This is a genomic window from Chryseobacterium oleae (genome assembly GCF_900115055.1).
Lineage (GTDB): Bacteria > Bacteroidota > Bacteroidia > Flavobacteriales > Weeksellaceae > Chryseobacterium > Chryseobacterium oleae.
In genome coordinates, this window is sequence record NZ_FOVD01000001.1 from 345541 (window position 1) to 365478 (window position 19938).

The following is a 19938-nucleotide window of genomic DNA, read 5'->3' on the forward strand; positions in this document are numbered from 1 at the left end:
ATTTGTGTTCTTTGGTTACATTTTTAGAAGCGCTCAAATTAAATAATTATAAACTAAAAAACAATAGAAAAACTGCGTCAAAAACTTCGGCACAGTAATTGCGAACTAAGGTTTAAAATAAAGTTTATGAAAATTATAGCAACCATTCTAAAAGGAGCTCTTCCTGCAGCAGCACTATTCGCAATGACACAATGTACCACTACGGCCAACACTGCCGGAGCTGACGAAAAAACGTTCATCGTAGGACCTGAAACTGCAGACTGTACCGGAGTAGCGCCTATGAAGTGTTTGCAGGTAAAAGAAAAAGCTTCAGAAAGCTGGACCAATTTCTATACGAACATCGAAGGATTTACGTATGAGCCTGGATATGAATATGTTTTAAAAGTAAAAACAGAAAAGATTGCCAATCCGCCAGCTGACGGATCATCTATAAAATACACACTGATCAAAGAGGTTTCCAAAACCAAAAAATAAAACCAAAAACTCCCGAAAATTTCGGGAGTTTTTATTTTCTACTCCTTTATATTTACAGAGTCTGTATTCTTACAGATAATTCATGCCTTTCAAATCAGGCGCAAAATTTGGAATAAACAAAATATTAATATGCTCTCGCAGATACTACAGATAAAGCAGATTAAAAAAGTAAAAATCTACATAATCTGATTAATCCGCGAGAAATATTAAACTTATTATATATCCATTCCCTTCATCAGAATTAATGAAATTCAGGCTCAGTCTCAGAACTTGGCGAATAAAAATAAATACAATCAACCTTATAGGTTTTGAAAACCTATAAGGTTTCGTTATCTAAAATATACCTTTTAATTCTGAGCTTTTTTAACTACAAAAGAGTGTTTATAGGGATTTGCTCTCGCAGATAATACGGATAAAGCAGATTAATAAAAGGAAAAATCTGCATCATCTGGTTAATCCGCGAGAAATAATTAACGCATACCATCTCCTTCATCAGAATCAATGAAATTGATTCCATCTTTGCTTCCTTTATAAATAATATAATTATTTTTCTTTGCGTTAGAAAAAATAAATTGTACCGGATCCACAAGCTTTGCACTGATCTCATCTTTTGAAATTTCTAATACTCTCAGTTTTCTCACTTCGGACTTCCGTTCAAACGTATTTCTTTTTCAGCTTTTTAAATAAAGCAAATATTCAATAATCAGAATCTTCAGATTTAATTGAATAAATAAACGCAGGGTACTATTATTTTTTATAAATTGCAACATAATTGCATTAGCAACAATATTGCGATTTAGAATTTATACACAACCCAACGTAGGATGAATGACAATGGAGAATAAAGTACTGAACCAAATTTCCTCTTATTTTAAAGGAAAACAATACCCTTTTTTCCGGCAGCTGGACACCATGGACTGCGGACCGACCTGCCTAAAAATGATTACGGCCTATTATGGAAAAGAACTGTCATTAAACCATCTACGCGACCTGTGTGATGTACGAAGCCAGGGAACTTCAGTCTCAGGAATTACCCACGCAACAGAACAGCTTGGACTCAAAACATTAGCGGCTGAACTCAGTTTGGAAATCTTGTCTGAAAAAGCACCACTCCCCTGCATTCTTCACTGGGATCATAATCATTTCGTCGTGCTGTGGCACCTTACTGAGAAACATGCTTACGTCGGAAATCCTGCATTGGGAAAGAATATGCGCTATACTCTCCATGATTTTATGGAGCATTGGATCGGTCCCGGGCAGAAAAATAAAGGGATCGCCATATTTGTTGAACAGACAGAGGCCTTTAACCAAATTAAAGACCAGCCGGATCCATCTGTCAGCCTGTTTTCTTTACTAAAAAAGATCAATGATCACAGAAGCATTTCTTATGTGATAGTCGCGCTTTTGGCAGCTACTCTTTTGACACTGGCTATTCCATTATTAACCCAGGCTGTAGTAGATCAGGCGGTTTCTAAAAAAGACATCGGAATATTATCTCTGATCTGTGCAGGGCAGCTTCTCTTGTTTACCGGGAGGATTTTAACTGATTTCTTTAGGAGCCGGATTCTTTTTAAGTTGGGTATGAATATCAGTATCAAACTTATCTATGAATTTGTAGACAAACTGATGCAACTTAAGCTTTCTTTCTTTGAATACAGAAGCAGTGGAGACAATTTACAGCGGATCTACGATAACCAGCGTGTAGAGGAATTTCTAACCAAAAACTGTGTAAGTGCCGGACTTTCGATTATCATTCTTATCGTGAATGGCGGCTTGTTATGCTATTATAACTGGAAACTTTTCATCCTGTTTCTGGCAGCCAGTACGATAAGTGTGCTTTGGACCAATCTTTTTGAAGAGAAAAGACGACGTTTGGATCAGCGGACTTTCAGCCTTCTTGCGAACGCTCAGCGCCACCAGATTGAAACCTTTGAGGCGATGACAGAAATAAGGCTGACCGGAGCAGAGCAGGAAAAAAACCAGTTGTGGAAAACCATGCAGGAAGAAACCTACCAAGTGAAAATGGAAAACCTGAAACTGGATCAAAGAATACAGGGTGTAGCCCTTTTCATCAACGAAACTACAGGTGTATTAACGACTTTTTTAACTGCTTCCCTGGTCATCAACGGAAGTCTGACGCTCGGAGCCATGCTTGCCATCACCTATATGTATGGTTCATTAAATGGTACCGTCAATCAACTTTCAGATTTTATACGCTCCATGCAAACCGCCAAATTCAGTCTGCAGCGTATTTCCGAAGTGGAATATGAAGAAACAGAAGATGCTCACTCTACCCTGGATTTACCTAAAGGAAATTCAGGCTCCATTGAGTTAATGGATGTCAGTTTCCGGTATGGAAAACTGTCCCCCGATGTACTGCACAATGTATCCTTAACGATTCCTGCCGGAAAAGTAACCGCTATTGTAGGAATGAGCGGGAGCGGAAAAACTACACTTTTAAAACTGCTGCTTAAATTCTTTCATACTACGAAGGGAGTGATCACTTTCTGCGGACAGGATCTCAAAATCATCAATGCCAGAAGTTTGCGGAGACAATGTGGAGCCGTCATGCAGGATTCTTTCCTTTTTACAGACACCATCGCCGGGAATATCTGGGTGGGAAGTCCGGAAAAAGATATGATCAGGGTAAAAAATGCCTGTAAATTGGTCAATATGCAGGAGTTTATTGAAAGCCTTCCCTTTTCGTATGAGACCCAGATAGGAAGTGAAGGAACCGGACTCAGTGAAGGACAGAAGCAGCGGCTCCTTATCGCGCGCCTCATCTACCGCCAGCCGGATTATATATTCATGGATGAAGCTACCAATTCTCTCGATGCCAACAATGAAAGACTGATCGTTGAAAACCTGAACCGTTTTTTTCAGGGCAGAACAGTTGTAATCGTTGCCCACAGATTAAGTACGGTAGTCCATGCAGACAATATCATCGTGCTGGATAAAGGACATATTGTTGAGCAGGGCACTCATCAAACCTTAACCCAATCAAAAGGAGCTTATTATCATTTAGTTAAAAATCAACTTGAACTCGGAAAATAAATTTTGAACATGAGCCTGACTATTTTACCCCATATTTTTACACGATATGCCGCTTTACCCATAAAAAGCTTAAATACACTGAAAATCCCGGAAATTAAAGATCAATGGAAGCACTGGCAAATGACTCTTGAGCATGATCAGCATTGTAATGAAAAACTGTGTGACGAAATGTATACGCTTATTCAACAGGCTTCTGATGATCAGGAACGAAAGCTGCTGCTCAATCTAAAACGCTCGGTGTACAACAGGCGACCCAATGCAGATGCTTTGTTACAGAAAATACCGACAGAAACTTTTAACGCTTTTAAAGAAACCTGGAAAGAATGGTTGAATGCAGGTGAAAAATGCAGGGAATTCGAGCAATATTGGGAGAAAGATTTCAATGATTATCTATGGACTCAAAGGCAGAATATTCAAAAGCTGACCGAAGCGTACCCATTCAGAAACGGAGTTTTGCTTTCAAGCAAAGATTTGTATGAGCAGCTAGACAGTTTTACCAATGCTGATGTAAAATCACTCAATAAAGATACCGAACGTATTGAATTCAGTGTGTTACGTTATCTTACCCGTATGGCTTATAAAACTTCTCCATTCAGCACATTTACGTATTTAGGTCTTACCAAAATAGTTCCGGATGATGGCGCACTTATTTCATCAGTTCCGGACATCGTAAATTGTAAAATAAGGCTGAACAATAAACTGTTAAAACGCATCAAAAAGCTCATGGAAAGACATCCCGATCTTCAGGGATTACTGTTTGTGAATACCAACAGTAGCATTACAGAAAACGACGCCCGTTTCAGTTTTCTGATGAATTGTGCGAATATTGAGGTTTTCCAGGAAATTCAGGCGACACCTGTTAATCAGTATATCAAAGAACTGATTCATCATTCAGAGGAACATATCTCACTGTCGTCCTTTATTGAACTTCTTTCCAATCAAATTGAGGCGGATGTCTCAGAATTAAGGCATTATATCTTAAAACTGATTGATTCAGGTTTTCTTGAACTGACTCTGGAATGTTCCGAAATTGATCCGGATTGGGATACTCACCTTTTAACATTTCTTGACGAATACAAAACAACAAATGAAGCGGCGGCTCAGGTTTACGAACTTGTGACTATTTTACAGCTAGCCAAAAATAAGTTTGAGACCGTGGATCTCTTTTTGCGTGAGATCCTTTTGAACAATACTTCAAAGATTTTTGAACAGACCATTTCAGAGCTTGAAACTCAGGCCGGAATTGTCAAACTTCCGAAAGAGGAAATCAAAAATGTACTTGACGGTATTCTCGAAAAATACAGAAACGGAGAGGGTTTTGAAAAGCTTCCTTACATTCCGGTCGATTACAGGCAGGAAGGTTTTATTTACGAAGATGCTTACACCGATCAAATTAATACGATCAATGAAAGTACGGTCAATGAATTGGGTCAATTATTATCTGATCTGACCAGCCGTTTAACCGCTTTTGACATCCGGGGTATGGAAAAAAAGAACGTTAAAGAATTCTTTCTCTCCACTTACAGCAAGGGTCAGCAGGTCCCTCTGGTCACTTTCTACCATGAATATTACCGCTATAAAAATGAATCTGTAACGGAAGATATTCCAAAGCAGGAAAACGAATGGTCCGAACTTTTTTGCAAAGATCTCCGGTTGGAAGAACAGCAGTCTGACGAAATAGAGATTAAAAGGAAAAATCTAGAAAAACTTCCTTTATCCGATAACTCTGCTCCGACAGGTTCAGCATTTCTTCAGTTTTTTGATCAACAGTCCGAAACAGGAACTAAAGCTGTAGTGAACGGACTGATGCAGGGAATGGGCAAAATGAGCGGCCGTTTTCTTCATTTATTTGATTCTGAAATTTCCGAAGAACACAGGCATTACAACAATCGCTTATTTCCGAATCAACTGCTTATCGAGCTGAATGATGATTCCAGTTTTAATGCCAATATCCATCCGCCATTGCTTGATCATGAAGTGAAAATGCCGGCTTCCAATACGCAAATGAAAATGTCTCAGCAGATACCTTTGGACAGAATATGTGTTGGTTACAATACAGATAATGATTCGGTTTTTCTGATGGATACCGTTCTAAAAAAAGAAGTCTATGCTTTTGATCTGTGCCTGGAAACCATCACCAACAGATCCAATCTTTATCAGCTGATGTCTCTTTTCAATCCCTGTACTTATGTGAGCTATTTTCCATTGATTAAAACGATTGATAATTATTATTCCAAACAATTTAAAGACCAAGATATTCAGATATTTCCACGAGTGGTTTTCGAAGAGAAACTTGTACTCAGGCGTAAAGGATGGCTGATCAATCTCAACGTGATTCCCCGTCAAAATAAAGATGAAAATAGCAGCATCTATTTTTTACGTTTTCATCAATGGCTTTCGCAAAACAATTTGCCATCCTCTGTATTTCTTTACTTGCAGTCATCCTACATCCCTGAAGATCTGTCCTCTGAAAAAACGACAGGAACCAGAGATGATTACAAACCTCAATGTATAGATTTTGAACAGCCTTTATTGTTCCATCTGTTTATCAAACTTTTAAACAGAGCCGGAACTCACATCTATATGGAAGAAGCCCTGCCCTCTGTGAATGGCTTTCAGGAAAGAGTTGCTGAACATTTAATTCAATGGTATAATTTTTAGAATGATGCAAAAACACTGGAAAACCTACTACATCTATCATACCGGAAATGCGGATGATCTTCTGAAAGAAATCATACATCCCTCTCTTTTAGATATCAACAAAAAACGGGAAAAAGAAGTACAATTTTTCTTTATCCGGTATTTTGAGAACGGTTATCACATCCGGTTACGATTACTTTTAAATGCTGAAGAATCCACTTTATTTCTTACGATTTTAAAAGAACATATATCCGGGTATGAACATCTTAACAAAGTCCGTTTGGAATTGAAGCAGGCAGAATACATTCCGGAAACAGAAAGGTACGGCAACGCCAATACCATCAAATATGCTGAAGATCAGTTCTGGGTGTCATCCCGGTTTGTGCTGCATTATTTGGTGCAAAGCGATCCATTAACCGCTTCAGAAAGATATCTTCTCGCCCTGAAAACCCATTTTGCATTTTTTAAAGGTATGGGTCTTTCCAGAAGCTATAGTCAACAGCTCTCTGAAAAATTTGTCAAAAGCTGGCTTCCGGTTCCTTTTTCCGACCATCCGGATGAACAGGAACAAAACCGAAAGACGGTGTTATCTGCTTTTCAACAACAGTTTGAATCTTATCAAAATGTACTGCAGGAAAGTATTGAGGAATTCTGGAATTCTTTGGGTACGACCACCGATCCTTTTCTAAAGCAGTATCTGGAAATGAATAAAAAGGTTTGGAAAGACTATACTCAGGCTCAATTATCTTTGGAAGCATTAGATGAAGTGCTCCTCAGTTTTATTCATATGACCAATAACCGATTGGGAATTGTCAATGCTGAAGAATCCTACCTGCTTTTTTTAATCCTGAAAACCATTCCTCTAATAAAAGACTATGATAGCCAACCAAGAACTTAATGACCTGCCATCCGGCTTGGATGAAATCAGTGAATTCCTTCTGTCAAAAATGAAACAGGACAAAGAGGGTTTTTACTGGGAAACAATCTCCCGCGATTCCAAAACAGAGGTACTTTCTTTCACTTTCAATCCCTCTTTATGGAATGGGACTAGTGGTATTGCCTGGTTTTTTCTGGCGCTTTATGAACATACCAAAAAGGAATATGATCTGGAAACGGCAGAAAAAACTTTTTCAAAAGTATACAGTTATTCTGCCCATCAAACCCTGTTAAATCCAAGTCTTTACGATGGCATAAGCGGGATTATTTACTTAGGTTTAGAGCTGTTCAGAGTGACTGGAAAAGAACTGTATCTCCAGCAAACTTTGAATCTGTATGAAATGTACAGACAGAAAATACTGGCGGAACAGACTGAGGATATGTTGATTGGGATTTCAGGAATCTTAATGATGATGGTTAGTCTTTATCATTATACAAAAGATGAGAAATTAGGTAACGATATTGAAGCATTGGTCACTACCCTTTTGGGAAAATCACTCGTTGCAGAAGCTGGAATTAAATGGGGAAACAATCTTCTTTCAATGGATTCTCTGTGCGGTTTTTCGCATGGTAATTCCGGGATCGCATTCTGCCTGCTCCAGCTTGGAAAGTATTTTGAGAATGAAGAGTTTATTTGGCTGGCCGAACAGGCATTTCGCTACGAAGATCTGTACTATGATCCTGCCCAAAACAACTGGATGGATTTAAGGTGGGAAGAATCCAAGAACCATCTCCCTAATCTGTTCGATTGGAACAAAAACACTTTTCTTCAGGAAGATTTTGATCTCAATGCATGGGCGCACGGAGCCTGTGGAATTGGAAGTGCAAGGATTCAGGCATTCACAATTACGGCTGATCCCGTATACAAAGAAGACTGTAGAAAAGTATTTGAACGATGTAAGCATGATATAAAAACAAGATCTAAACGAAATCACATCCTGTTCAGCGGCTACGGCGGACTTTCCGATTTTATGTTACAGTATAGCGAAGTATTTGACAACAAAGAAGCTTCTGAACTTGCCACAGAAATTACGCTGGAAAGTTTACAAAAAAGCAGATCGCATGGTCATTCCGAATGGGGAATTCAAAACAGTGAAGACCTTGGACTGATGACCGGTACAGCAGGAATCGGGCTTTCTTTATTGGCGATAATTAAGGGTAAATCCCTGAATTCTATTCTTCATCCTGAACTTCCCATCAGTGAAACCGGAAAAAATACGGTTCTGAAAAATTTCAAAGTTAAAAAAGTATTTTTTGAACGGTTTTATCCTAAAACACTTGAGATTTTAAAGACTTTCAATTCAATTCAAGAATCTATCTATGATTCTCAGACCATTGAAGAGTTTGGAAATCGTTTATCAGAGATCATCATCGGCTTACCGGAAGAAGATATGATTTATATTTCAGACATCCATCAATTGGAAACAGTACAAATCAACATCCGGAAAAGACATAAAGGAGCACTATGTTTTCAAACCCGGCTGATGATTCTAAAAAAAGAATTGGAAGAGTTCCTGAAAAATGATCAGACTGAACTTCTGAAAAAGCGCTTCATTCGTAATCCGTTCATTGATGGGCATGAAACTCAATGGAACTGGAAGGAAGACCATAAAAAAGATTCCAAAGCTGGAACATACAACAATATTTTTTACAGTACGGATCAGGAAATGTTTCATCTTTTGATGGAGCCCTTTCCTGCAGCTGTTCTTCAGTTGTTGGAAAAACCTTTAAGTATTGATGAGTTGGTGGAATGTTTTCAGTATTCGGAGGGTGATAGAGAGGTGATGATGGAAAAGGTATCGGAACAGTTGGTGGAATTGCTGAAGAGCTTTTTTATAAGAATGGTTTAAACACAAATTACACTAATGTTTTGCACTAATGACACAAATATTTCAGTCATGATGGTGATATTTGTGAATATATTTGTGGCAGTTGTGGTTAAGAATCTAAACACGAATAACACTAATCTTTTGCACTAATGACACGAATATCTCAGTCATGATAGTGATATTCGTGAACCTATTTGTGGCATTTGTGGTTAAAAATCTAAACACGAATATTTTTGCACTAATGACACGAATATCTCGTAAACACAAAGTTTTTTATTTTTTAATGTCCTTTTGTCTTGAAACAAAAGAACGAAAAATTCAAGGTTGGAATCTTCCGCTAAAAATAAATTTTGTTCTCTAAAAATTCTAAACTTGCGCGAATTCAATATGAGTTATTCGATTCGAGGATAGTCTCGCGCTTCAAACAGAAGAATTTTCTTAACGTTCACAATATTTATTTTTTTAACGCTACAGCTTCCGAGGCCGATATGACAGTCGTAATTAAAATGAATTTTTGTGTTTTTAAACACGAATTGCACTAATTTTTTGCACTAATGACACGAATATCTCAACCATGATAGTGATATTCGTGAACCTATTTGTGGCATTTGTGTTAAAAAAATTTAAAGATTAAAGCATTCAAAAATTTAAGCATTTAATGATTGTAAAATGAAAAGGGCCGCTTTACGGATAAAGCAGCCCTGAAATTGTTTTTCGCTCAAATTAGCACTGAACAGTTCCACAAACGTGAAGTCTGTCCTGAGTTTTAATTGTATGAGTCGGGTGATCGTGATCTCCTGCAGGAGCAATTCCTAAACCACCTTGTAATTTTTTAGACAAATCTTTGTCCAGAGCTGTTACGAAGCTTTCGATCTTAAGATCGTCGATGTTTAGCTTCATCTTTTTGTTGTTTTCCATAATAAAACATTTTTTTAATTTGGCCTACTCTTTAAGGGTTTCGGCTTTCCCTTGTTGTAAAGATACTTATTTTATTGCAACAAAGTTGCATTTAAATGTTAAAATTTCACTCCAATTTGCAATTTAAAATTGAACGGATTACTTTCTTTATACATCCACGCCTCTCCTACCACAGCAGTCCAGTCGGAATTGTATCTTGGCTGTACATTTCCATCGGTGATGTATCTTTTATTCAGAAGGTTATCCAATATTCCTCGGACAAACCATTTTTTATACTGATACATGATACTTGCATCCAGTTTTACAAAATCAGGAATACGAACTCCCGGTACATCAGTTTCACGCAGTAATGCAGCGGTTTCTCCCAATGCTAAAGAAAGTCCATGAAGTTTTCCTTTCTGGAATTTGTACATCACCCAGGTATTGATCTGATGTCTCGGTACACTTGAAAACCTCTTTCCGACAAGTTCCGATGCATAAGGATCTTTTGAATACACGGAATTGATATAAGAATAATTCGCTGTCAGCGTAATATTGGGATAAATGGAACCGATCACATCGATCTCAATTCCTTTATTCCTTACCTGATTAAGCTGAGTCATAATTCCGGTAGCCGGATTCTGAGAGAATGAATTGTTCCGGATAATTCTGTAAGCACTTATAGAAGTGGACAATAAACCATCAAACCAATCCTTTTTTAATCCGATTTCAGTATTATAACTTTCCAGAGGCTTCCATTCTTTTCCCTGTGGATCCGTACCCGCCATCGGGTCAAAACTCTGATCATAAGAAAAGAAAGCCGCAAAATTCTTTTGAATCATATACGTCACACCAACCCTCGGATTGAATGCATGATGTCTGTAGGTTTTGCTTTCCCCATCCGGAGTATAAGGTCCTTTAAGATAACGGTCCCTCGTATTTTTACTGTACCTGAATCCTGCATCTACAAATAACCTGTCCCAGAATTTAACAGTATTGTACACATAACCACCAATAGTTTTGTCTTTCGATGTGGTGTAATCAATCTGACCGTCTGGTTCAGGCTGTATCAATAGGTCACGGTCTATTCCGTAGTTCAGCAGGTTTCGGTTAAAAACAAATTCATTCGCTCCCTGAATATGTTCCGTATTGCTTTTACTGCTGTTAAAATCTGCACCGGCAAGTACGGTATGAACGATATTCGGACTGATATTGTAGCTCCCGCTCACAAAAAGTTGTGTATTGTAAGTAAGGTATTTCTGTTTATTTCTAAAGCTGGAACGAAGTGCATTTCCTTCATCATCAAACATCGGCGGCGTGTAGCTGGCTGTTCCTCCCAGAAGACTCCACTGATCCAACGGTGTACTTTTAATGGAAGACTGGGAAACTATTTTCCACCTGTCGTTAAAATTATGATTGAAGACCAATCTTCCGTAATGTTCATCAAGCTTTGAGGTTGGTAAATTCGGATCACCCTGATAGTTGGCTTTCCATGGATGCTTTTGAACGGTTTTCTCAGTTTCATACTGAATAAAATTGCTCGATTCCAGGGCTCTTCCCTGAATCATATTCCATTCGGCAATAAAGAATGTATTTTTACTGATATTGTACTGAACAACAGGTGCTACAACGAATTTCCGGCGCTTTGCATATTCTGCATAATACCCCTGAGATTCATAAGCCGCATTGAACCGAAAAGAAAAGCCTTTTTCCTTTACAGCACTTCCAAGATCCACCGCAGCCCGGTAGAAGCCGAAACTTCCGGCAGCAATATTGGCCTCCCCGATCCTGTTCGCCCGCGGAGCTTTGGTATTGATATTTAAAGAACCTCCTCCGGTCCCCATTGAATTGACAAAACCAGCCGGTCCTTTAATCACATCCACCTGTTCTATTAAAGACACATCTTCCTGCGAAAGTCCTCCCGCAAAAGAAGGAAGCCCGTTTCTGAAAGTGCTCACAGGGCTGAAACCGCGCAGCTGGGCATTGTATGTTCCGGCAAAAACATTCCCTGCTCCGGTAGCATCCCCAATATAGATTCCGCTTACGTTTCTAAGCGCATCCTGTACATCAAAGGCACCCTGAAGATTTAAAAGGTTGCTTTTGATGCTCACAATATTCTGTGGAATTTCCAGCAGCCTGTCATTTCGCTTCAGATTTCCGGAAAGACTGTCTGTTTTAATCTGCTTCATGGCGGTTAATACTACTTCATCTATGTTCTTTGCAGACAGGGAATCTTTCTTTTCCTGTGCACATACTAAAGAAAACGTCCCCAAAAGGGCAGCTGTCAATAGGACGTTATTTTTCTTCATTTTGTCAATATTTATTGTTTAAATTTTCTGATCAGCACCAATCCTCCGATCCAGCAACCCAGACTTATGATCCATAAGAACAGTGTTCCTGATATGAATTCTGATATGCTTACGTTGTGATGTTTTATTGTAAAAGTGGGCAGCTTTTTAAGTTCTTCAGGTGTGAACTTAGCTATGGTCCGTGTTCCGTCTTTCATGGAGAAAACCCTGTCGTAGAAGTAGGTTTGCCATTCGTGTTGGAAGTCTTTGACATCCTGTTTATATGCCTGATAATCTGCCCGGCTTGTTCTGGCTAAAAGGGTAAAAAGGTGTTCTGTACTCTGAACAGGATTATATCTAATTAATCTGTAGGCCGTCTGATTGGCCTTTTGATCTCCTTCCCATAAAGAATCGATGACCGCTTTCATACGGTTTTGCTTGATATAATAATAGCCTGCGAAAAAGGCATCATTTTGATTGTCAATAGTATCCGAAGGAATATAAGCCGGAGCATATCTCGGAAAGTTTCTGTAAAAACTATCGACAACCATCTTAGGTTTCATAGCCCAGACTTCATCACTGATTTGCCTGTCTTTTTCTTCAAGATCAAGAAGTTTTAGATCGGAAGGATGTTGCATTTGTGCGGTCTTATTGATCGCCAGTGGCAGCAAAAACATCAGAAAAACCCAGACTGCAATACAGGTGAACAGGTTAAACACACTGTTTCCATCCAAAGCAATAATCACAAAACATAATGATATCCAGAGTACACAATATGAAAACAGTAAAAAGATCCAGAGAAAAGCATCCTTAACCGATGGAAATCCAGACGGAGAAAGCAACATTCCCAAAATATTCACTATAAATGCAGCTAAAAAAACAATGATCAAGCGGGTCAGAAGTTTACCGAATAATACTCTTTTTAAGCTTCCACCCTGAACAATCAGAAGATTACTGATTCCCTTTTCTTTTTCGGAAGAGATGACATTATACGCCAAAACAATGATCAGAAGCGGAATTAAATACAGATTGACATACAAAAGATCCAATCGTCCTTCGAAAAGGATGGAAGGATTAATCATTTCCCGGTCAACAGCAGCATAATCCGTGTAATAATTCACTTTTTCAGTAACCGGAGTGATGTCTTTTATTCCCGAAGCTAAACCCGTCATAGGATAAGGTTGATCGAAAGCAATACGCGGATATCTATAATCAATAACATAAGGATTTCCTGCATTTTCCGCCTGCTGCTTTTTCTCAACGCTGGCTGTATCTGTAAAAGCCTGAAGTGTGCTATGGTAATCTTTGACAGATTCTTTTTTCGCTTCTTCAATGGCTGACAACTTGTTTTTGGTCAAAACATTCCCTGAGTAAATCGCATAACCAGCAATAACAAAGAAAAAAAAGAACAGTATCCATACAGCAGACTGCCGGGCAATGTGTTTCCATTCGTATAACAGCAACATGATCTTATCCTTCATAGTTTACAAAATAATTTAGTTTAATAATGAGTCCGAAGAATACGATCAATACTAAGGTCCAAAACAGCAAGGACCAAACCGCCGTCATATGATGCGAGATCACAGACCCGACAGATGGATATTCATATTGAAAATCCGGAAGGCTGCTGTAGAAATCCCTGTTATTTATTTGAGTTTTATCAGAAATGGCAAGCTGCAGCTCTCTTCTGTTCAGCCTGTCCATCATATCATTTCTATAATGTTCAGCTTTATTAAAAAAATCAATGTGATGATAGACATCTGTTCCCGCAAAACCCATGGATAATTGGCGCACCGCAATAAACGGATTGATGAGTCCCATATTATCCATCAACTTTTGCTGCTGTTCAAACTGATCTTCCACTTTTTTGGAATAAAACCTGCTCACTTTATTTTCATAAGCTTCTGCCTGTATCAGATCAAGGGCAAAACGGATTTTTTCAGGTAATTGAGTGATATTATTTACATTAAACTCTTTAAGATGCTGATTCAGATGAGCTTCAGATCTTTCTGTATAAGTTCCGTCCTGGCCAAGTCCTTTATCAAATCCTGTTTTAATATTATGCTCAAATTCGTGGTAAGACGGCAGTGGATATAGACCGTCAGCTGCTGAACTGCCGAATTTTGGAATAAGCAGAACACAAAGGATCCAAAGTGTAATACTGGTCATCAATGAAGACCATGAAGAACGGCTGAACGCTGAGATCAACAGAACAACGCCGGAAATCAGAAAGAAATAAACGGCGTATAAACCGAACCAGCAAAATGCTCTTATCAAATGATTGACAGGTTCGTTTTCAAAAACCAGGCCTGTTACAATTACAGCAAACGGAGGAACGGTAAATAACAGAACTGCCAGATAAAGGGCCATGAATTTTCCAGCAGCCAGATGTCCAAACGTAGCGCCCTGCACAGACAGAAGTTTCAAAAAACCTTTCTCACGTTCGGAGGAGATGCACGAAAATCCCAAACCAATAACAAATAACGGCATCAGCCACTGAAAAAAAAACGCAGTATTAAGATCCGGTCTTCTCATAAAGGCCTCCAGATCCGGCAGTCTGTTAGAATGTATCTGCGGGCGTTTGTGCGCCTCAACTCTATAATAATTTTCAGAATAAACAGCAGTCCCCGATTCCAGGAGCGACAAATAACTTACAGGTTTAAAAAGGAAAGTTCCCCAATGTGCGGCACTGTGATTGCCGCGGTCCTGATTTTTCCATTCCCTGTCTACAAGTTCCTTAGCTTCTTTATTTTTGATGGAAGTGGTACGAAGTTGTGTATAATTGCTTCCCCAAACACCCAGCAGAATCAGAATATAAAACAATACAAATATTTTCAGTCCATTTTCCTGAAATACCCTAAACTCATGTTTAGCCACTAAAAGTGTTATCTTTAAATCCGTCATGCATTCATATTTGACTGTTTCACCTTTGGATAATCTGTGATATGAAACTTCTGAAACAATTTCATAGGCAATAAAAATTCATTTATTCTCACTAAATCACTATTGCAACATTGTAGCAAAAGTAATCATTAATTTCAATAATGCACTATTGTTGCAATAAAATATTGACAAAATTTTTCCCTTTCAATTTAAATGTCGGATTTGTGGGTGAATCAGAGAGAAGTCTTAGTATTCAGGATCAATCACCTCTGCATATAATCCATGTATATTTCCTCCAGCTCATTAGCTGTGACTCCTGAGGTTTTCATTTCTTTTACCAATACTCCACTTTTAAGAATTCCGATACGGCTGCATGTTTCTCTTACCCGGAAAATATCATGAGAAGCCATGAGTATCGCCGCTCCTTCCTCAGCCAGTTTTTTAAGCAAAGCGGAAAGTTCATTACTAGCCAGCGGATCCAGACCACTAGCCGGTTCATCCAGTAAATACACCTTGGCTTTTTTCGCGTAAGCAATGGCAATACCTACTTTCTGCCTCATCCCTTTGGAATAGGCTCCTGTTTTTTTGTTGTGCGAATCCCTTTGCAGTCCGCATGAAGTAAGAATACCGGAAAGCTCTTCCGTACTGTAATTTTTCCCAGCCAGTTTACAGAAATAGTACAGATTCTCAATCCCCGTTAAGTAAGGATAGAGGTTGACATTTTCAGGAATATACCCTATGATTTCCCTTGCTTCTTTGGCATGTGTACTGGTATCAATATCATTAAGAAGTGTAGTCCCCGAATCGGGTTTTAAAAAACCCAGTAACATATTTAAAGTGGTAGATTTTCCGGCACCATTCGGACCTAATAAGCCATAGATTTCTCCTTCTGCTACGGATAAAGAAAGTCCTTTTACCGCTTCTTTTCCATTGTATGATTTCCTTGTATTTTCAATCCTGATCATAAGCTATATTGTGTTTGATTTAAATGCTCTATCGCTATCTTTAATGCAATAATGTTTCAAAAATAAAGATTATATTTGTTACTGCAACAATATGGCATTAATTATATTGAAATTTATTCAGAAATCATGAAACAGTCGAGAAATACAATAGCAAGAAAAGAAATCACAAAGCTCATCCACGAATCAGGAGTCGCTTTGTCCCATGCGGAATTGCAGGGTCTATTGGATGGACTCTGTGATCGTGTAACAACCTACAGAGTACTGGAAAGATTAATGGATGAAGGCATCATCCATAAAGTGGTGGATATTGACGGTACCATCAAGTATGCGGAATGTCATACCTGCACAACGGAAATTCATCATCATGATCATCTGCATTTCAGCTGTGAGCAGTGCAAAACAGTGACGTGTGTAGAAGATGTGGAGCCAAAAATTAAATTACCGGTAAGCTATAAGGTTCATAAGATTAATCTGACGGTGTCGGGAATCTGTCCGAACTGCCAGTAATCATCCGTATTTTACCTTGAATTATTAAAACACGAATTACACTAATATTTATCACGAGTGACACAAATATATTGGACGAAAATTTGTGGTATTTGTGGTTAGAGAGACTTAAAAAATCAAACTGTTTATTTCACGCAAAGCTTTATCTAAAAGGCTTTTGACTTCAAGGGGAGCAAAGGATTATGACTTCGTCATTGATTAAGCGTACGTTTTATGCAGGCGCTTCATCGAATCAATCGAAGATTGATTTTTCTCTTTGTATTTCTTAAACTATCCGATGTTATAGTAAAACTTTGCGTTTATGAAAACACGAATTGCACTAATATTTTCACGAATAACACTAATGTATTGGACTCAATAGTGGCATTTGTGAAAATATTAGTGGTTTTTGTGGTTAAAAAATCGAAAGTTACACCGTCATTCCAATGTCAATTCCTTTGATTTTTCTGTAAAGATCGGTGGCAAAATTATCCGTCATTCCTGAAACAAAATCGATGACACCCAGCACTTTCTGATAGTCTGTCCCCTCTTCATAAACGAATTGTCTCGGAAGAAGTTTCAGTGCTTTTTTATCATAAGATTTCCTTTCATCTTCAGGTTTCAGAATGGAAGGAATGAAGTGGTCAAGAAGCTCGTACATTACATTATACCCAGCATTTTCAATTTCTACCACTGCTTTATGGTTGTAGATTTTTTCAATAGAGAATGCTTCGATGTCCTGCAACGCCCGGTTTTCAGATTTATAGATATCAAGAAGCCCGTTGTCCAGATTTCCCTGGAGAATGGTTTCAAAATTATGTTTATAGATCTCAAGCGATTTGTTGATTAAAGCATTGATAGCTTTAGCACGCAGATAAGAGATTTTTTCATTTTCATTGGAAATGGAGGCCAGCTTATTTTTCACTTTGTCCATATCGCTGCTTTCAGATTTGATCAGTTCAAAAAACAGGTTCTCACAGTCTGAAGTGGATACAATTCCCAGTCTGTGGGCATCTTCCATATCAATAATATTGTAGCAGATATCATCCGCCGCTTCTACAAGCCACACGAAAGGATGTCTTTTAAATATGTAAGGTTCTTCGTTTTCTACAATTAAATTCGTTGCTTTGGCGATTTCAAGGAAAATATCTTTCTCATTCTGGAAAAACCCGAATTTCTTTCTGTGAATAATTCCTTTTTTCTTGGCAACAGCTTCACACGGATATTTTGCAATACTCGCAAGTGTAGAAAAAGTCAGCTGAATTCCGCCTTCATCTTTCCCCTGTTGACGCTGCGCCAGAACTCTTATTGCATTGGCATTTCCTTCAAAATTCACCAGATCCGCCCATTCTTTTTCATTAAACTTCTGCTTCAGATCTTTTTCATTTCTTTCAAAATAGCTCGCAATGGCATCTTCTCCTGAATGTCCGAAAGCAGGGTTTCCTACATCATGACACAAACAGGCAGCGGCAATTACGTTTCCTAAATTATGAAGATAAAAGTTTTTTGAGTCTTCGGTAAGCTCATTTTTATAGGCATCGAAGATAAATTCTCCGATAATACTTCCCAAACTACGGCCTACAGACGAGACTTCCAGCGAGTGCGTCAGCCTGTTGTGCACAAAAACACTTCCGGGAAGAGGAAAAACCTGGGTCTTATTTTGCAGTCTTCTGAACGCAGAAGAGAAGATAATTCTGTCGAAATCTCTCTGAAAATCAGTTCTTGAAGCTTTAGTATGCGGGTTGTTTCCTGTACGCTGATTCGTGAAAATCTGGTTTAAATTCATCATTTTTCAAAATTACTCCAAATTTTATTTTTACGGAATAGTATTTGAACTTTTCTTGAAAAGCAAAGCCATGCCTGAAGGACCATCCATACTTTTAATGAAAGAAAACCTGCTGCCTTTTGTCGGAAACACCGTGACAGAAGCTTCGGGTAATGCCAAATTCGATAAAGAACCGCTTATTGGCCAAACACTTAAAGAGATCCGTACTTTCGGAAAACAGACGTATCTTGTTTTTGATACCATGGCGGTCCGGATTCATTTACTGATGTTCGGATCATACAGTGTGGATGAGCAGACAAAACCGGATACCAGTCTGCGATTATCCCTTCATTTCAAAACCGGCAGCCTCTATTTTTATACTTGCTCTGTAAAAGCCGTAGATTTTGAATATTTATCCACCATTGACTGGGAAGCTGATATTATGAGCGATGCCTGGAAACCTGAAAAGGCAGAAAAGAAACTGAAATCCAAGCCTGAAATGATGGTCTGTGACGCGTTGATGAATCAGGATATTTTTTCAGGTGTCGGAAATATTATTAAGAATGAAGTGCTGTTCAGAATCGGAGTTCAGCCTGAAAGCTTAGTGGGAAATCTTCCTCCAAAGAAACGAAAAGAACTCATTGCTAAAGCGAGAAATTACAGTTTTGACTTTCTTCAATGGAAACGGGAATTTACTCTAAAACAACACTGGCTTGTGCATACCAAAACCATTTGCCCGATATGTGGTCAGAAACTCGTAAAAAAGCAGACCGGACTTGGAAAAAGACGAAGTTTTTACTGTGAAAAAGATCAGAAGCTTTATTAGATGGCAATCGTTTTTAATTTAACCTAAAAATTCGGATTACTCGGTTTTTAAACAATCCTGATTATCCTCCCTCTTCCATCTTCCAGCAATATGCTTCAAACTTTCCTTACCTGAATTCCGGGTAATTTACAGCATCTATTTTGACCAGTGTTTTTTCCATTCACGGAAAAGGTTGGAAACGTCCTATATTTGGGGAAATTCTAAACATTCTGATTCATTGAACATCAATGAACAATAATAACCCAAAAAACTTAAATTCTTAAAACAATGACCGACAACACATGGCTAGACCGATGGAATGACCGATACAGCAGCGAAGAATTCGCTTACGGAACCGAACCTAATACTTATTTAAAAGAACAGCTGGAAAAATTACAACCTGGTTCTATCCTTTTTCCTGCTGAAGGCGAAGGACGGAATGCCGTTTTTGCGGCAACAAAAGGATGGAAAGTCTCCGCTTTTGACATCAGCAGTGAAGGTAAAACTAAAGCATTACAGCTTGCTGAAAATCGTAATGTGAGCATTGATTATCAAGTCGGAGAACTTCAGGAGCTGAATTATCATGGTGAGCAGTTTGATGCAATTGCGCTTATCTATGCTCATTTTCCTGCGGATATCAAATCCTCTATTCATCGAGCACTGGACCAATATCTTCGTAAAGGAGGTTTGATTATTTTTGAAGCTTTCAGTAAAAGCCATCTGAACTATGTTCTGAAAAACGAAAAGGTAGGCGGACCAAAAGATATCGGATCTTTATTCTCCATTGATGAGATCAAAGCTGATTTTCCCGATTACGATCATATTGAACTGGAGGAAAAAGAAATTGAACTTCATGAAGGTTTATTTCACAACGGAACCGGTTCGGTGATCCGTTTTGCAGGGAGAAAACGCTAAG

The 19938-nt window shown here is 38.5% G+C and carries 15 protein-coding genes; 8 read left to right on the plus strand and 7 right to left on the minus strand.

Going from position 1 to position 19938, the window contains the following annotated elements; all coding sequences use genetic code 11:
* The first annotated feature begins 126 nt into the window (after positions 1–126).
* Entirely contained in the window at positions 127–474 is a 348-nt protein-coding gene (locus BM143_RS01565) for a DUF4377 domain-containing protein (RefSeq protein ID WP_047451477.1), read from the plus strand.
* Positions 475–944: 470 nt separating this feature from the next.
* On the opposite strand, the gene BM143_RS23840 is transcribed toward BM143_RS01565, so the two are convergent.
* Positions 945–1115, minus strand: coding sequence for a hypothetical protein (locus BM143_RS23840; protein ID WP_167375218.1), 171 nt, complete (start codon positions 1113–1115; stop codon positions 945–947).
* A gap of 193 nt (positions 1116–1308) precedes the next feature.
* Between BM143_RS23840 and BM143_RS01570 the strand changes: the two genes are divergently transcribed.
* Genes BM143_RS01570 through BM143_RS01585 form a run of 4 tightly spaced genes read left to right on the plus strand, consistent with a single transcriptional unit; the run spans position 1309 to position 8954 of the window.
* A complete protein-coding gene (locus BM143_RS01570) occupies positions 1309–3528 on the plus strand; it encodes a peptidase domain-containing ABC transporter (protein WP_167375219.1) in 2220 nt (739 codons plus the stop codon).
* A 9-nt stretch (positions 3529–3537) separates the two neighbouring features.
* Positions 3538–6189, plus strand: a complete 2652-nt coding sequence (locus BM143_RS01575; protein WP_090022225.1) for a lantibiotic dehydratase — start codon at positions 3538–3540, stop codon at positions 6187–6189.
* 1 nt (position 6190) lies between these two features.
* A complete protein-coding gene (locus tag BM143_RS01580) occupies positions 6191–7066 on the plus strand; it encodes a thiopeptide-type bacteriocin biosynthesis protein (protein ID WP_090022227.1) in 876 nt (291 codons plus the stop codon).
* The gene (locus BM143_RS01585; protein WP_090022230.1) at positions 7044–8954 is read left to right on the plus strand and encodes a lanthionine synthetase LanC family protein; all 1911 of its coding nucleotides are present in this window, start codon (positions 7044–7046) and stop codon (positions 8952–8954) included. The genes BM143_RS01580 and BM143_RS01585 overlap by 23 nt, the downstream gene beginning before the upstream one ends.
* A gap of 702 nt (positions 8955–9656) precedes the next feature.
* On the opposite strand, the gene BM143_RS01595 is transcribed toward BM143_RS01585, so the two are convergent.
* From BM143_RS01595 to BM143_RS01615, 5 genes are all read right to left on the minus strand, one after another.
* Positions 9657–9851 (minus strand): pinensin family lanthipeptide, encoded by a 195-nt coding sequence (locus tag BM143_RS01595; RefSeq protein WP_034725104.1) that lies wholly within the window; start codon positions 9849–9851, stop codon positions 9657–9659.
* A gap of 98 nt (positions 9852–9949) precedes the next feature.
* A complete protein-coding gene (locus tag BM143_RS01600) occupies positions 9950–12139 on the minus strand; it encodes a TonB-dependent siderophore receptor (protein ID WP_090022235.1) in 2190 nt (729 codons plus the stop codon).
* A gap of 11 nt (positions 12140–12150) precedes the next feature.
* Complete coding sequence (locus BM143_RS01605; protein ID WP_090022237.1) at positions 12151–13599, minus strand: ABC transporter permease; 1449 nt, start codon at positions 13597–13599, stop codon at positions 12151–12153.
* Positions 13589–15022, minus strand: a complete 1434-nt coding sequence (locus BM143_RS01610) for a DUF3526 domain-containing protein (protein WP_090022240.1) — start codon at positions 15020–15022, stop codon at positions 13589–13591. Before BM143_RS01610 ends, BM143_RS01605 begins: the two co-directional genes overlap by 11 nt.
* A 242-nt stretch (positions 15023–15264) precedes the next feature.
* Positions 15265–15966: an ABC transporter ATP-binding protein gene (locus BM143_RS01615; protein ID WP_034725097.1), complete on the minus strand. Its 702-nt coding sequence runs from the start codon at positions 15964–15966 to the stop codon at positions 15265–15267.
* A 126-nt stretch (positions 15967–16092) separates the two neighbouring features.
* Here BM143_RS01615 and BM143_RS01620 point away from each other — a divergent pair, with 126 nt between their 5' ends.
* Positions 16093–16473, plus strand: coding sequence for a Fur family transcriptional regulator (locus BM143_RS01620; RefSeq protein WP_090022242.1), 381 nt, complete (start codon positions 16093–16095; stop codon positions 16471–16473).
* A 409-nt stretch (positions 16474–16882) separates the two neighbouring features.
* Here the strand turns inward: BM143_RS01620 and BM143_RS01625 are convergent, their stop codons facing one another.
* Positions 16883–18238 carry a deoxyguanosinetriphosphate triphosphohydrolase gene (locus BM143_RS01625; RefSeq protein WP_047451501.1) on the minus strand — a complete coding sequence of 452 codons (1356 nt, stop codon included), beginning with the start codon at positions 18236–18238 and terminating at the stop codon, positions 16883–16885.
* Positions 18239–18308: 70 nt separating this feature from the next.
* Between BM143_RS01625 and BM143_RS01630 the strand changes: the two genes are divergently transcribed.
* Both BM143_RS01630 and BM143_RS01635 read left to right on the plus strand, forming a co-directional pair.
* Complete coding sequence (locus BM143_RS01630) at positions 18309–19043, plus strand: DNA-formamidopyrimidine glycosylase family protein (RefSeq protein ID WP_090023860.1); 735 nt, start codon at positions 18309–18311, stop codon at positions 19041–19043.
* Between the two features lie 267 nt (positions 19044–19310).
* Positions 19311–19937: a class I SAM-dependent methyltransferase gene (locus tag BM143_RS01635; RefSeq protein ID WP_090022245.1), complete on the plus strand. Its 627-nt coding sequence runs from the start codon at positions 19311–19313 to the stop codon at positions 19935–19937.
* Position 19938 lies beyond the last annotated feature (1 nt).

Excerpts from the sequence above, each read along its gene's own strand:
- BM143_RS01565 (WP_047451477.1), top strand. The coding sequence starts at position 127 with ATGAAAATTATAGCAACCATTCTAAAAGGAGCTCTTCCTGCAGCAGCA.
- BM143_RS01570 (WP_167375219.1), top strand. The coding sequence starts at position 1,309 with ATGGAGAATAAAGTACTGAACCAAATTTCCTCTTATTTTAAAGGAAAA.
- BM143_RS01575 (WP_090022225.1), top strand. The coding sequence starts at position 3,538 with ATGAGCCTGACTATTTTACCCCATATTTTTACACGATATGCCGCTTTA.
- BM143_RS01580 (WP_090022227.1), top strand. The coding sequence starts at position 6,191 with ATGATGCAAAAACACTGGAAAACCTACTACATCTATCATACCGGAAAT.
- BM143_RS01585 (WP_090022230.1), top strand. The coding sequence starts at position 7,044 with ATGATAGCCAACCAAGAACTTAATGACCTGCCATCCGGCTTGGATGAA.
- BM143_RS01595 (WP_034725104.1), bottom strand. The coding sequence starts at position 9,851 with ATGGAAAACAACAAAAAGATGAAGCTAAACATCGACGATCTTAAGATC.
- BM143_RS01600 (WP_090022235.1), bottom strand. The coding sequence starts at position 12,139 with ATGAAGAAAAATAACGTCCTATTGACAGCTGCCCTTTTGGGGACGTTT.
- BM143_RS01605 (WP_090022237.1), bottom strand. The coding sequence starts at position 13,599 with ATGAAGGATAAGATCATGTTGCTGTTATACGAATGGAAACACATTGCC.
- BM143_RS01610 (WP_090022240.1), bottom strand. The coding sequence starts at position 15,022 with ATGACGGATTTAAAGATAACACTTTTAGTGGCTAAACATGAGTTTAGG.
- BM143_RS01615 (WP_034725097.1), bottom strand. The coding sequence starts at position 15,966 with ATGATCAGGATTGAAAATACAAGGAAATCATACAATGGAAAAGAAGCG.
- BM143_RS01620 (WP_090022242.1), top strand. The coding sequence starts at position 16,093 with ATGAAACAGTCGAGAAATACAATAGCAAGAAAAGAAATCACAAAGCTC.
- BM143_RS01625 (WP_047451501.1), bottom strand. The coding sequence starts at position 18,238 with ATGAATTTAAACCAGATTTTCACGAATCAGCGTACAGGAAACAACCCG.
- BM143_RS01630 (WP_090023860.1), top strand. The coding sequence starts at position 18,309 with ATGCCTGAAGGACCATCCATACTTTTAATGAAAGAAAACCTGCTGCCT.
- BM143_RS01635 (WP_090022245.1), top strand. The coding sequence starts at position 19,311 with ATGACCGACAACACATGGCTAGACCGATGGAATGACCGATACAGCAGC.